Source organism: Algoriphagus sp. Y33, from assembly GCF_014838715.1.
Taxonomy (GTDB): domain Bacteria; phylum Bacteroidota; class Bacteroidia; order Cytophagales; family Cyclobacteriaceae; genus Algoriphagus.
This window is the reverse complement of record NZ_CP061947.1, coordinates 2214752-2230228: the sequence shown is the minus strand read 5'-3', so window position 1 is coordinate 2230228 and position 15477 is coordinate 2214752. Positions and strand designations below refer to the sequence as shown.

Annotated in this window: 7 protein-coding genes; 5 read left to right on the top strand and 2 right to left on the bottom strand. The window is 42.0% G+C overall.

Annotated features, from left to right (window positions below; all coding sequences use genetic code 11):
* The first annotated feature begins 125 nt into the window (after positions 1 to 125).
* The 4 genes from ID165_RS09035 to ID165_RS09020 all read left to right on the top strand — a co-directional run bounded on the left by ID165_RS09035 (position 126) and on the right by ID165_RS09020 (position 9762).
* Positions 126 to 3470 carry a DUF2126 domain-containing protein gene (locus ID165_RS09035; protein ID WP_192350023.1) on the top strand — a complete coding sequence of 1115 codons (3345 nt, stop codon included), beginning with the start codon at positions 126 to 128 and terminating at the stop codon, positions 3468 to 3470.
* 40 nt (positions 3471 to 3510) lie between these two features.
* Positions 3511 to 6051 (top strand): circularly permuted type 2 ATP-grasp protein, encoded by a 2541-nt coding sequence (locus ID165_RS09030; RefSeq protein ID WP_192350022.1) that lies wholly within the window; start codon positions 3511 to 3513, stop codon positions 6049 to 6051.
* A 160-nt stretch (positions 6052 to 6211) separates the two neighbouring features.
* Complete coding sequence (locus ID165_RS09025) at positions 6212 to 7093, top strand: transglutaminase family protein (protein ID WP_192350021.1); 882 nt, start codon at positions 6212 to 6214, stop codon at positions 7091 to 7093.
* Positions 7094 to 7383: 290 nt separating this feature from the next.
* Positions 7384 to 9762, top strand: a complete 2379-nt coding sequence (locus ID165_RS09020) for a GAF domain-containing protein (RefSeq protein ID WP_192350020.1) — start codon at positions 7384 to 7386, stop codon at positions 9760 to 9762.
* Here ID165_RS09020 and ID165_RS09015 read toward each other — a convergent pair.
* Positions 9730 to 13377: a BamA/TamA family outer membrane protein gene (locus tag ID165_RS09015; RefSeq protein WP_192350019.1), complete on the bottom strand. Its 3648-nt coding sequence runs from the start codon at positions 13375 to 13377 to the stop codon at positions 9730 to 9732. The two genes, ID165_RS09020 and ID165_RS09015, sit on opposite strands and share 33 nt — an antisense overlap.
* Complete coding sequence (locus tag ID165_RS09010; protein ID WP_192350018.1) at positions 13374 to 14147, bottom strand: SdiA-regulated domain-containing protein; 774 nt, start codon at positions 14145 to 14147, stop codon at positions 13374 to 13376. The genes ID165_RS09015 and ID165_RS09010 overlap by 4 nt, the downstream gene beginning before the upstream one ends.
* Before the next feature lie 137 nt (positions 14148 to 14284).
* On the opposite strand from ID165_RS09010, the gene ID165_RS09005 reads away from it, so the two are divergent.
* Positions 14285 to 15472 (top strand): Pycsar system effector family protein, encoded by a 1188-nt coding sequence (locus tag ID165_RS09005; protein WP_192350017.1) that lies wholly within the window; start codon positions 14285 to 14287, stop codon positions 15470 to 15472.
* Positions 15473 to 15477: the final 5 nt, after the last annotated feature.

Below are 15477 nucleotides of genomic sequence, written 5' to 3'. Positions count from 1 at the left end.
TCAAATGCTATGATGTCACATTTCTTGCTTTAAATTACATGCATCACCGGCAACCCAGATAACCCAAATCATTTTATCCAACGAATTATTTGATCCGTTTTGAACCAGAATTTTCTCCCTAGCTTATGTCTATAAAAGTTGCTATTCGGCACTATACCAAGTATGAGTATGATCATCATATCAGTCTAAGTCCTCAAGTGATTCGATTGCGTCCTGCTCCGCATTCAAGGACGTATATCAAAGGTTATTCATTGAACATCAAGCCGGAAAATCACTTTATCAATTGGCAGCAAGATCCCTTTGGTAACTATCTGGCACGGGTAGTTTTTCCTGAGAAAGTGAAGTTTTTTGAGATTGATGTGGAAGTGATAGCCGATATGGTGGTAATAAATCCCTTCGATTTTTTTGTGGATGACTACGCCTCTAAGTTCCCTTTTGGCTATGAAGAAAGCCTGAAAGTACAGCTAGGCCCATATCTGGAGATCAAGGAAAAAGACCCTTTGCTGATGAAGTTGGTGGAGAAGGCCAAAGGATTGATTACTGAAGATATTATTACTGTTGATTACCTGGTAGCGATCAATGCAATGATCAATCAGGAACTCAAATACAATGTACGTATGGAACCGGGGGTGCAATCCTGTAGCGAAACCCTGACCATCGGCTCCGGTTCTTGCCGGGATTTTGCATGGCTTTTAGTTCAGGTTCTCCGTCATGTAGGCCTTGCTTCACGGTTTGCTTCCGGCTATTTGGTGCAATTGACTGCTGATGAAAAATCCTTGGATGGGCCATCCGGCCCGGAGGCCGATTTTACGGATTTGCATGCATGGACGGAAGTGTATGTGCCCGGTGCAGGATGGATCGGATTGGACTCGACTTCCGGATTATTTGCGGGAGAAGGGCATATACCCCTTGCCTGTACACCTAATCCTCAGGATGCAGCCCCGATTTCAGGATTGGCTGAACCTGCAGAGACGGAGTTTTTTTTCAAAAACGAAGTCACTCGGATAGAAGAAACACCACGTGTGACCAAACCATATTCAGAGGAGCAATGGGAACAAATCCTCGCTGTAGGAGATACTGTAGACGAAGATTTGGTCTCCAATGATGTACGGCTTACGATGGGAGGGGAACCGACTTTCGTTTCAGTTGACAATCAGGATGCTCCCGAGTGGAATTCCGAGGCTGATGGAGCCCATAAGCGAAGTCTTTCCAACACACTTTTTCACAAACTTAAGGGAGAATTCGGTACAGGAGCGTTGATGCAATATGGTCAGGGAAAATGGTATCCGGGTGAACCTTTGCCCCGCTGGAAGCTTGCGTGTTTCTGGAGAAAGGACGGCAAACCGATGTGGCACAACGATGCATTGATGGCCGATCTGTCAAAAGACTATGGCATGGGAGACAAGGATGCGGGAAAGTTTATGGCTGAATTGGTTTCACAGCTGAATCTTGACAAAAGCAATTTGACCCCGCTGTATGAGGATCCATTCTACTTTATCTGGCAGGAAGGGAAAATTCCCGTAAATATAGATCCGTATAAATATGATTTGAAATCTCCTTTAGAGCGCCAGAAATTAGCGGAATTACTCAATGAAGGTCTAGATAAACCGGTAGCATTTTCTATACCTCTTGAATGGGATTTGGAGGAAGGTGTTTGGCAAAGCTGTCGATGGAGATTTAGGCGAAAGAATTTGTTCTTGATGCCGGGGAATTCTCCTGCCGGATTACGATTGCCTCTGGACTCTATAGAGTTTACGCCTCCTGAAGAAGAGCCGATAAAGCCGGAAACAGATTTATTTGCTGAAGTTCCCGCATTGCCGGATTCTGAAATTGAAGCTACAGAATTTAAAGTAGCTCCCAAGAATTCTCAGCGGATTTTCAAGACTTCCCTGGTAGTGGAAGTAAGAGAAGGAAAGTTGTTTGTGTTTTTTCCTCCGCTCAACCTTATTGAGAATTATCTGGATTTGGTCAGTGCGGTGGAACGTACGGCCGAAAAGCTACAACTCCCGATTTTGATAGAAGGATATGATCCACCTTCGGACAAGCGGATCGAAAAGATGATGATCACGCCTGATCCTGGGGTGATCGAAGTGAATATTCAGCCTGCCAAAAGCTGGAAAGAAATCACGACCAATTATGGGATACTCTACGAAAAAGCACGGGAATCACGTCTAATCAGCGAGAAATTCAATGTAGATGGAAAGCACACTGGAACAGGAGGAGGTAATCACATAACCCTTGGCGGTTCGTCACCGGAACATAGCCCCTTGCTAAGGAGACCTGATGTGCTGAGAAGTTTTATTACCTATTGGCAGCATCACCCTTCCTTGTCGTACTTGTTTTCCACACAATTTATCGGACCTACCAGTCAGGCGCCAAGAGTGGACGAAGGCAGAGACGATATGCTGTATGAGTTAGAGTTGGCATTTCAGCAAGTTCCCGAGGGAAAGGAAAATGAGATTCCATTCTGGATGGTGGACAGGATCTTTAGAAACTTGCTGGTGGATATCACGGGCAATACCCACAGGGCTGAGTTTTGCATTGATAAGCTTTACTCCCCGGATTCCAGCACTGGTAGGCTAGGGATCCTAGAATTCAGGGGATTTGACATGCCTCCGCATTACAGAATGAGCATGGTGCAGTTGCTGCTTATCAGGGCACTGATGAGTTGGTTTTGGAAAGAGCCATATACTCATAAACTTGTGCGTTGGGGTACATCTTTGCATGATAAATTTCTGCTTCCTCATTATTGTGAGAAAGACATGAAAGAGATTGTGGCCGACCTGAAAGGTGCCGGATACAATTTTGATATTGCTTGGTTCGATCCTTTCTTTTCTTTCCGTTTTCCTTTCATCGGAGAGCTTCAAGTGGATGATATTCATGTTGATCTGAAAATGGCAATTGAGCCATGGCATGTGCTTGGAGAAGAGATGTCAAGTACAGGGACTGCCCGCTACGTAGATTCTTCTTTAGAAAGATTACAGGTGAAAATCTCGGGGTTGACAGACTCCAGGTATCATTTGCTTTGTAACGGACATCGGATTCCTTTGAAAAACACGGGAGTCCAAGGAGAATATGTTGCAGGTATACGATATCGTGCATGGCAGCCATATTCTGCATTGCACCCTACCATCGGTATTGATACACCATTGGTGATTGATTTGTATGATACTTGGACAAAGAAGTCGGTAGCGGCATGCCAATATCATGTAGTTCACCCGGGAGGAAGGAGCTATGATAATTTTCCTATAAACAGCAATGAAGCAGAATCCCGTCGAATTTCCAGGTTTTTTGATTTTGGCCACACCATAACCCCAGCGACTGCAGCACAGAAAACTGTGAAGGATGACCAGAAATCAGGCAGGTATATTACCAAGGTGAATTTAGAAACCACTTATGATGACTCACCTGAGATAGTTAATCCTGAATTTCCTTATACAATGGATCTCAGGCGATATAAAAAGCGATAATTGTTTATTATTTCAGAGTTATTTAGTTCAATTTTGAGACATGATTGAGTCTTATCTTATTGACAAAATGTTCAATAATGCACCATTTCTGGATGAAATGGCAACCGACCAAGGTAAAATACATCCCCATTGGGATAGATTGGCAAAATATTATGAGCAAATCGGTCCGGAAAAAATGGGGCAGTTTCATGAAGAAGTGGGGCGCCAACTTCGTGAAAATGGAGTGACTTATAATGTCTATGGAGATCCCAATGGGATGAACAGACCATGGATTTTGGATCCTGTGCCTATGGTATTCAGCAGTGATGAATGGGAGGGCATTGAGAAAGGACTGCTTCAGCGTACAGAATTATTGAATCTAGTTCTAACTGATTTATACGGGGATCAGACATTGATTAAAGAGGGGCATGTTCCATTTGAATTGATCTATAATCACGGTGGATTTCTCAGGCAAGCTCACAACATCAAATTGGACGGTGACCAGCAGCTCATCCAGTATTCTTCCGATTTGGCACGTGGCCCCAATGGGAAAATGTGGGTGCTACATGATCGCACTGATGCTCCTTCAGGTGCCGGCTATACATTTGAAAACCGCGCGGCCATGACAAGGGTATTTCCCGAATTGATCCGAGAGAATCATGCCCGTAAAATTACTTCCTATTACCAGACCTTCAAAAATACACTTGGCAATCTAACCACAAACAATAAAGAAAACCCAAGGGTAGTTTTACTGTCTCCTGGTCCTACGAACGAAACTTTTTTTGAGCACGCATACATCTCCTCTTTTATGGGATTTACGCTTGCTTTCGGCGAAGATCTTACTGTAAGTGATGGCTATGTGTGGCTGAAGACTATCAAGGGATTGGAAAAAGTGGATGTAATTATCCGAAGGGTGGATGATGTGTTTTGTGATCCTTTGGAATTTAAAAATGATTCACATCTCGGAGTCGTGGGGCTGATGGAAGCGGTAAGACAGCGGAAAGTATTGGTGATTAACCCACTGGGATGCAGGTTGCTGGAAAATCCCGGCCTTATGGCTTTTTTGCCTAAAATCAGCAAACATCTGCTGGGTGAAGATCTTATTTTGCCTTCAGTAGCTACCTGGTGGTGTGGGCAGCATGAGGAAATGAAGTACGTTTTTGAAAAAATAGACTCATTGGTGATCCGAAATATATATCGGGGCACTCAAAAAAAATCTGTTTTTGGAGGTGATTTGTCGAAAGCCGAACTAGATGATCTAAAACGGGAAATCCGCCGAAGCCCATATATGTATGTGGGACAGGAGATGGTGGAGTTCTCTACCACACCTTCTTGGATCAACAACAAACTGGAAGCCAGAAACGCTGTATTCAGAAGTTATGTAGTGGCCGATTCAGAAAATAAAAGCTATAAAGTAATGCCTGGTGGATTGTCCAGAAGTTCACCTACCAAAGGAGCCTTTTTGGTTTCAAATCAAACAGGTGGAATCAGCAAGGATACTTGGGTCCTGGGAAAGGGAAAATACGTCACTGCTCCTGCGGCGAAGACGGTAAAAACTCAGCCATTGGTACGCAATGTGCTGCCAAGCCGGACAGGAGAACGTTTGTTTTGGTTGGGAAGATATCTGGAGAGATCCGCCTATGCTGTGCGCTTGATGCGGATGACTTTGCTCTCATATAATGAAGCCGACGAGGATATTCATATTCATGAAAATCCGGTACTCAGCACTCTTTTGCAAACACTAACCGTGACGACTGGCACCTTACCGGGGTTTACGGTGAAAAAGAACCTGAAAAATCCGGAACCTGAGTTGCTTGCTTTGGTTCATGATGTAGATAAGCCCGGTAGTCTGGCTTATTCTATCCAATGTTTCCTTACAAATGCCTACTCCGTTAGGGATAGGTTGAGCTTGGATACTTGGAGGATTCTGGATAGCATTTCTGAAGAGCTTACCCGTATGCGTAAATCAGATTCTTCACTTACGCAAGCTTACCAAAGCCTGGATAATATGGTTGTGAAATTGATGGCGTTTTATGGGTTGAATATAGACAATATGACTCGTGAACCCACTTGGCACCTGTTAAATATCGGAAGATTTATAGAATCAGCAGCTAATAACTGTTTGATTTTGAAGGGAATGCTAAGTAAATCTTTTGATGTTGAATCCAACAAGGAACTGATGGAGGATACCCTGAGATGCAATGAAAGTTTGGTCACTTACCGCTACCGTTACCGATCCAATCTGGAAATGAACGGTGTATTGAGTTTGTTGATTCTGCATGAAGACAACCCGAGATCATTGATTTTCCAATTATTGGAAATAGACAATCATCTAAAGACATTGCCAAATCAAGATGAAAAGGAGCTTTTTAGTACTGAGCGAAAGAAATTGCTGGAAGCAATCACTAAAATCAGATTATGTGATATAGAGGTGATTTCCATCGCGAATTCGCTTACTCAGGAGTTTGATGAGATGACTTCTCTTTTGGATCAAATCATTGGGTTGCTACACGAGACTTCTGATTCGATTTATGAGAAATATTTCAGTCATACAGATTCAAGATACAGTATGATTCAATCCGCCGTAATTCCCGAAATATGAAATTGAGCCTGTCTGAGACATAGAGGCATGACTCTATGGGTAGACGGAAGACCAATAAAGACTAAGTAGAGGCCCATGAAATCGAGCATGACTCAAGAGTCACACACTGTGATGATTATTCAATTCGACCTGCCTTCCGCTGAAAAACTATTACAATCATATGAAATATAAGGTCACACATATCACAGATTATATCTACGAATTCCCGGCGACACTCTGCCATAATTTAATGTTTCAGATTCCTCCGAATCTGCCATTCCAGGATGTGCAAGAGTATAGTTGTGAAATTAGCCCAAAGCCAAGCTCTGAAATGGAACGGGTTGATTTTTTTGGAAACAAGTACCTATATTTTTCTGTGGAAAGATCGCATAAGAATCTTAGCGTAACCTCCAAGAGTGTGGTGTCCCTCTCTTCTCCACCTTGGATGGACGTAGATCCTTCTGATACTATGCCTTGGGAGGAGGTAGTCGATTTGCTCCATACTACCGCTACTGCTACGGATGTAAGACAATACTACTTGGAGTCGAACCATGTTCAATTTGTGGAAGGGATACATCGGTATACTGTGAAATCATTCACACCCGGACGGCCTATAATGGAAGCAATGATGGATTTGAATACCAGGATATTTAGGGATTTTGCTTTTACTCCCGGTTTCTCAGATATCAGTACTCCGCTAGAAAAAGTATTTAAACACAAAAAGGGAGTATGTCAGGATTTTGCCCATTTTTCACTTGCATGTTTACGCGTAATAGGTTTAGCAGCTCGTTATGTCAGTGGATATCTGGAAACTTTGCCTCCTCCCGGCAAATCTAAATTGATTGGTGCGGATGCTTCCCATGCGTGGATTGCAGTGTATATTCCAGGCCATGATTGGGTGGAGTTTGATGCTACGAATAATTTATTGGTCGATGATAGGCATATAAGGGTAGCGGTAGGACGGGATTTTGCTGATGTAACCCCTCTCAAAGGAATAGTTTACAGTGGAAGTGAGCAGGAGATGAAAGTGAGTGTAGATGTAAGGAATCTGAAGAAGACTTGATTTTTTGGTCACAGGAAGCAGTTTTTTGGTGTTGCAGTGAATTCTTAAAAGTTAAGACGTTGTTATCTTAGTCCATGCCTACAATCATCCATAGTCTCAGATTGAAAACTGAGACTGATTACAGCATATAATGCCATCAAACACCCGTGCAAAGAATCTCTTCAAACCCTATTTGTACCCGCCTATTCTTACCGAAGAAATCCCTAAATCATCAAATTTCCAACTTGGAGAGCCATTTTTGAACTTATCTTCCCGAATTAAGGTATTTTGTATTATTAGACAATTCGAAAATGGATTCACAGGATAAAATTAAGCTGGATTTCAAAAGCTCTTTTCTTGACTTTAAACTTTTATTTGAAAGATGGGAAGCTCTTGCAGACAAATCACATCCGGGTACATGTCTGTATCATGATTATCTGCAACGGATAAGCAAATTTCCTCAGCTGCTGACCTCAAACATTGACCCTCAAATCTTAGACAATGATCAGAATAGACTAGGGTTTGGTTTGATCCTCAGTTCCTTATTTCCTCTATCGGGTCAAGAGGACAAAAAAATCCTAGCCTTATCCAAACCATTTGAGTATAATCCTATTTATGCTACGCCTACCTTCAAGGCACAATTTTTAGATGAAAATGGTAGAATAAACATGCCTCAAGATCTAAACGTTGAACGTGTGGCATTTGATAAGCTGGTACATGTATATAGCATGATCGTACATCAGTTTTACGGAATAAATATAAATCAATTTCCTCCGATGATTTTTAAATTCAGAGGAGCAGACGGTGTAAATAAGCACTATCAAATCCAACTCAATACACAGTTTGTCAGAGTAGTGGCGAAGGGGAATTTACCGGAAATCCCGAATCCATCTGAATTATGTGACAAAAATGAATCATACCAGTTTGAACTGGATCGTCTACAGAAATTGCTTCCTTTGGATCTTTTCGAATTCCATGGCTTTATTATCATGGAAGCGATTGATCTGACGGTGGCGCAGAGCGTGGCGACATTGAATGAAGCTGTGCTAAAGCAAGATCAGGTTAGCTCAGAAGAATTCATGGAGATTGTGGAGGATTCTGTCAAAAGTCTTTTGGGTGTGGGAGGCTTAAAAGTAGGGCTGGCAGTACTGCAGAATATTTCCGGTAGGATAATTATGTCTGAGAGTCGACTGGCCTATAGTTATTTGATCCGTCGACTATTGACAGCCGGAAATGAGGAACCTTATCATGCGATTATGGAATTTCTCTCCCAAGTGAATAAGCCTGTATTTTTAAAAGATATACAAGACACGCTAGATGATTTGGATCTGGTAAACCGGATGGTAGAAATGGGACTACAGGAAGTGATCCTATATCCTTTGAGACATAACGGTAATCTGGTAGGGGTTTTGGAAATATGTTCTTTCGAAAAAGGAACTTTTGATCCTATGATGGTTCATACCCTAGATCACTTGGCTCCCTCTCTTTCCTTGGCCTTGAACAGGCAGGCGGAGAACTTGGATTATAAAATTAAGGCCATTATCAGAAAAAATTTCACCGCTATACATCCTGTGGTTGAATGGAAGTTTGATGAAATTGCCTTGGATTATGTGCTGGATGAAGAGGAGGGTAGGAACCCTGAGATAAAAGCGATCCTGTTTCAGGATGTGTATCCACTCTATGCGGCCATAGATATAAAAAACTCCTCCATCGAACGGAATAAAGCGATTCACGATGATTTTGTTATCCAACTGGATAAGGGAAAAGCTATTTTGGAACTTGCCGGAACTTTGCACTACTTGCCTTTACTGGATAGTCTTATCGATCAAATTGATGAGTACAAGCGTCGGATTAATTTGATTTTGCTCAGTGAAGAAGAAGTAAGGATTACAGAGTTTTTTCAGTACGAGCTAGAACCCACTTTTATCCATTTAAGTGAAACTTATAAGGACTTACAACAGGAGGTCAAGGCTTATTTTGATAGTTTGGATTCACAGCTTCAGGTAGTGAGTAGACATAGAAAAGCCTTCGAAAAAAGCCTTCAGTTAATCAATCAGACTGTAGGATCTTTTATGGATGCGCAAGAACAGAAAATTCAAAATATTTTTCCCCACTACTTTGAGAAATTCAAAACTGACGGCATAGAATACAATATTTACATCGGTCAGTCTTTGGTGAAGCACAGGAAGTTTGATCTTATTTATCTGAAAAACTTAAGACTTTGGCAACTTCAAAGTTTGATAGAAGTATATCATCTAATCGAGGATAAAAAGCCCGAATTAGAGAGTCCACTTGAAGTGACTCAGCTTATTCTTGCCCATAGCACACCTATTTCAATAAGTTTTCGTTTGGATGAGCGAAAGTTTGATGTGGAAGGTGCCTACAATATCCGCTATGAGATCATGAAAAAGCGTATTGATAAGGCCTTGGTGGTAGGAACTCATGAGCGCTTGGTTCAACCAGGTAAAATTGCCATCGTCTATTCTCAGCAGCGGGAAGCCAGGGAGTACAGGGACTTTATAAATTATCTTCAGAACAAAGGGAAACTACAAGATCAAATTGAGGAACTTGAACTGGAAGAGATGCAGGGAGTTCATGGGTTAAAAGCTATTCGGGTAGCGATGACTTCAAAAACTCCTCCTACAACTGATACTTCGTCAAAATTGATATCCGAAGGTAAAGAAGGGTAAAAACTCCTCCTCATTGAAGCCTACAGAAAAGGTCGCTACTAGCTGATTTAGCGGTGCCAGCCAGATTCCGGTACCTACTGAATTGTGCCATTTAGTTGATTTTTCGTTTTGTAACCACACGCGCCCGAAATCATTGTACGCCAATATCCCTACAGTAGCAGGAAGTATATAGGTTTTCAGATTGAATAGTCGGATTCTGACTTCAGTATTGTTGTAAACCATTGCATCACCGTTGAAGCGGTATCTTCTGTAACCGCGTAGGTTATCCAAGCCACCAAGCGTTTGTCCTTGAAAAAATTCAAAATCACCCCAGTTCTTTCCGCCACCAAATCTAGTAGCCCAGACTAATCTGGAAGGATACCTAAATGACCAATATAGGGCAAGTTCGCCATCAATTCTAGTGAAGTTCCCGGCGTAATCGTTCAGTCCCCACATTCTTTTTGCCTGCCCTTCAAAGTACAACCCTCTGCTGGGTAGTTCTTTGTGATCTCTTCTGTCAAAAACAATTTTGGAGGAAAGTCCGGTGTATAATTTGGTCTTTTCCAAAATTGCCTGATCCAGACCACTTTCGGGGGAGGTAACGAACTTACCGGCATTGTCATCCGAATCAAATCTAAACATCTGGTAGTGCGGCCCGACTGTTAAGGTTCCGCTTTCACCCAGTTTTGTTTGTAATCCTGAATACAATTCATACCAGTTGAATCGTGCTCTGTAGTAGTCTATGTTATAAATGCCTGTGTTGTATTCAGTCTCATTTCCAATTCCGAAGAAGTTGAAAGCAAAGTCAGGTGCCTTTACATCAGCTTTCCACACTACATCAAGGTTTCCCAGTACATCCACTGCATGGCCTTTGTATTCAATATTGAAAGCAAATGAACTAATCGCATAATTGCCCACAATGGATTGGCGGATAGAAAATGGCTCTTTTTTGAAGCCCTGCTTTTCCCATAGTACTCCGGCTCCCAAGAAGAGGCCATCATCCCGATTGAACGCAACAGAAGCCAATGGCATAAGTTTGTCATACTTGAATTCTTTTCTGTTGTAGTTTAAATAGGAAAGAGAAGGTGCATATTTGATTTTAGCGCTTTCACCTAGTTCCAGTGATCGTTTTTCTTTGGGGTTTTGGTAAATGAGCGTATTCTTCTTTTTTGTATAGCCTTTGTCTTCAACTATTTTTTCTCCGTTTCCCGGAATTATTCTCACTTTGATTTTACCCGGTCCTTCTCCCTTGGAACGAAAAGTATCCCCGCCTTTTAGTCCATAAAGTCGGATTTCCCGGGTTTCCTCGGGAAGGAAAGTTCGCTCATAAAGTTTCTGTTCCAAGTTTCCTGATTTATCGATTTTTCTCAGTTCCACTTTTACCCGACCATCTTCGCGGTAGGTTATTTCAAATTCCTCATTTTTATTGGAGCCCACGATATCGACATTCTTGGCCAGGAATGCGTAATGTTTCAGCATCTCTTCTTTTAACCACGTTTTTCGCTGGCGAAGTTTTGCCTGAATCTCGGGAGCATCCTTTGCCGCAATGGTATCGGGCCAGTCTCTAAATGCCTCTGAGATCGTTTGCTCACTCATCTGGGGGATGATCTTGTCCAATGCTTTTTCCCAATCTTCCCGATCCAGTTCATTTAGAAAGCTGCGGTCAAAATATCTCGGGTTAAACATAAACCCTGATACAAAGCGGGGAGGGGTATAATCAAATCCCTGAAAACGCGGATCTAACCATTTTCGGCTTGCAATTTTTGGAAGTATGCCTTGGTTTACGAAAAATGCCTGATCTCTATCTCTCGGCATAGGAGTGAATTCCCACCCTTTTTTTCCTTTTTCTCCAACCCATCTCCACTGATCGTCATGGCGGTCCCAATCGGCTATCCAAAAATCAAATATTCTGGCTTTCAAAACTTCCTTCTGCATTACCTGATGATCGTTGTCACCATGGATTTTTTTGAGCATTTTGTCCGTGCTGAAAAACTTCACATCTTCGGGAGCGTCTTTTCCCGCTATTTCCCGCTCTTCAAAAAGATACAAATCATCTCCAAAATCCTTTCTGTAAATCCCCAACAAAGGGTCATCGGGTAAATAGACTATTTTAGGGTTGGTGTGCACTACCCCAACTTCCTCAGCCAGTCTGGCTACTGCGAGTGCCGCATAGGGGTGTGAAGAAGAGATTTGATCCTCTACTACCTGTTTGGCGATAGTTTGGCGGAGTTCCGGTGAAAGTGCCTTTTCAGGATATTTGTTGACGGAGCGCATCACATATTCCTTGCCGTCTTTGTTAGCCAGTCTTAAGGAATGTGTTTGTAAGCCACCACCTTTTTTGATGATTTTAAGGCCTGTTTTGGCTGTGGTGATATCTATGGATTCGAAAGTGGCGGGTATAGCCCAAGATTCGCGGTAGTTTTTTCCCAAGAAATTATAGTAACCTTTCCCATGCAAGTATTGGGTAGAAATGGGACGTGTGACTTTTTCGGGTATGCTTCGGTCAAACAATTCCAGTTCCGAAATACTGCCCGCAAATGGCTCTATTAACTGTGCTTCATAGAGTGGTTCTGTCTTCAGGGGATCAAAAAAGGCAATCTTTACTTCATGATTGTCATAAAAATCCAACGCTGCATAACCCTGCATGGGATAAGTGAAGTCTGCAGGATTACGCTTTTTTATGTAGGTGTTTTTGGCCCCGGCACCGCTGATGACATAGTGCACATTGTTCTCCCGTGTATATGCCAGGCCATGCTCATGCCCCGCAACATGTATTACATTGGGATGACTTTCAAAAATCCTGTCCAAAGCTCTGGTCATCGCTTCATATTTTGGGTGGGGAAGATCTTGTATGTCCCCAAACCAGCTTCTATATAATGGATAAATGGAACCAATTATCGGTAGAGGGATATATAAGTTTGGTGAGGTTGCAGTGAGCGGAAACAGATGATCTTTCCAGCTGTAAGCACCATTATGTGGTCCATAGGATCGGAGGGGATGATGCATTGCCACCAAGATGGTTTTATCCTGATTTTCTTCAAAAACATACCCCAGAGCAGCCAAAACTTCATCTTCTGACTTGTACTCACAATCTGAATCTGCAGCGGGTTTGTCCTTGAGCTGTAGCCACCACTGGCTATCCAGGGTAATCAGAATTGTCTCTGCATCTAACGGTATCACATTGGGACCGGGACAGCCACCACTTGGTATCCACTCCACCTTGTCTTCGGGATAATTGTCCAAGACATACTCTTCCGCACGAAGCACCGCAGCCCAGCCACCGGATTTTCCCCGTTCCCAATCGTGGTTGCCGGGCACCATCCAAATTTTTCCTGAAACGTACTGATACAGATCGAGCTGTGTCTTCAATATCAGTTCAGCCTCTTTCCTGTCTTTATTTTCATAGTCAGGCATACCGGAGGGATATATATCATCACCTAAGTATATGATGTGGGTTTGGATATTTCCATCATTTTGAAGTTTGCCCCGCAGATCTTCAACTACTGGATGATGACCATTTTCCATTTCTCCCGCGTCCCCGATCAGGTAAATACGGAATTTTAGCGAAGCTTCCTGCTGTGCCCATAGAATAGACGACAGTGTGCTAAAAATCAGAAGCAAAATAAATTTCTTCATGGGGTATAAGTGAATTTGAGAATATTGGCGTCACCGTCTTGCGCTTCATTTGATATGTACATATTGCCCTGTGGATCGAATGTAATCCCCTCGGGTTGTTTGAATAACCTAGAATCTAGCCTATATACATTTTTCGGATTGAAATCCGTATCCGTAATACATAGCCACTTACCACTGGAAGAGAGAATATAGATAAGATTTTCTATCGGATGCAATGCCGCCGCAGAAGGCTGTATTTTCAATGGTTCTGTCTTTTTGGTCAGTAACAAAGGCTGTAAATCTTCTCTTTTCAAGACAGTGAACGGGATAGAATCATAGCTTTTAGTAGTCAGGTCAAACCTAAAAATAGAAGCTTGTTCAGGCCCAATGTCCCATTTACAAGCTTTACAAACAACAAACAAGTATGGTTCTGTTTTGGAAGCTATTATTGCCTCAATATCCCTCTTTTTTTTGACTGGAAAATGGTGTAGGGTAGTTTCTGGATTTTTGCTGAGCGGAGAAGTGACTTCGTAGAGAGTTCCGTTGCTTTGTAGAACCCAGGCGACTTTGTCACGGACCAAGAGATCTTCAATATCCTTGTTCTTTGCAAATTTCTTTTTTTTTAGAATTTTGCCTGTTTTCGGGTCAAGTCTATAAATAATGGAAGATTCATCTTCTATAGCCCAAAGCTGATCCTTACCAACCCATTCCAAGCCGGAAATTTCCTCCATTTCATCTTGAAGTATAATTTTCTCAAATGTTTCCAGTTTATATCCTTCAGGAAATGGCATGTTTTCCAAATCCGATACACTCGGGCTACATTTACTGGTCAGAAATAGGAGTAAGACTAATATATTGAAGTAATGCATCGTTATTCAACGGGAACTAATTACCTTGAATTTGGTATGCTCAAAATAAGTGAATAACTGTGGATAAACAATTGGAAAAATTCGAATCCTGGATCAGGAACATGTTTGAAAATAGGCAAAAATCCGAGATTTGCTATCATAACATTGATCATACACTGCAGATTGTGGAGAAAGTCAGAGAGATAGGCGAGTACTACAAACTAGCGAGAGAGGAGAGCGAGGATTTATTTTTTGCAGGATGGATGCATGATGTGGGCTATTGGGAAGGAAAAGGAGAGGGGCATGAGGCACGGGGAGCAAAGATAGCGCAGGAATGCTTGCTGCAACTGGGGATTGGGAAGGAACGGGTTGACCGGATAAAATCCATTATTCTAGCGACAAGGATTCCCCAAAATCCTCAAAACCTGTTGGAAGAAATCATATGTGATGCGGATTTGTATCACTTGAGTTCAGAGAAGTTTTATGAGCAAACGCTTTTATTGAAAAAGGAAAAGGAAAATTCAGGATATGGGAAAGTTCCACTCAGTGATTGGTTGAGAGGCAGTCAAGTATTTATGCTTTCGCATCGCTACCATACCGAGTATGCGAGGAGATTTCTGCAGCCGGGAAAGGAAAAAAATCTGAAACTTATTGAAATGAAGATAAAAGAAGCATTGAAAGAGGAAGAGTCCAGTTCTCAGGGGAAAAAAAATAAAAAGGATAAAAAGAAGTCTGAACGGGGAGTAGAGACGATGTTCCGCGTTACTTCTACCAATCATTTGCAGCTTTCGGCTTTAGCGGACAACAAAGCCAATATCATGATATCCGTGAATTCGATCATCTTATCCATAGTAGTGACGGTCTTGATCCGTAAGCTGGAGGAGTATCCCAATTATATGATTCCTACATTTTTGCTGGTGGCTACATGTCTTACGGCGATGGTTTTTGCTATTTTGGCTACCAGACCCAAGGTATCTAACGGGGTGGTGACTAAAGAGGATATCCAAAAGAAACAAGGTAATCTCCTCTACTTTGGGAATTTCCACGAAATGTCACTTTCTGAATATAAGGAAGGGATGTATACGTTGATGGAGGACGGGGGATACTTATACGGAAGTATGATTACTGATATTTATTATCTGGGAAAAGTACTTTCAGTGAAGTACCGGATGCTAAGGAAGAGTTATAATATTTTTATGTTTGGGTTTGTTATATCAATAATTTCCTTTTTGATAGCCACACTTTTTTTTGATCCGATTCAGTATTGAAGGAT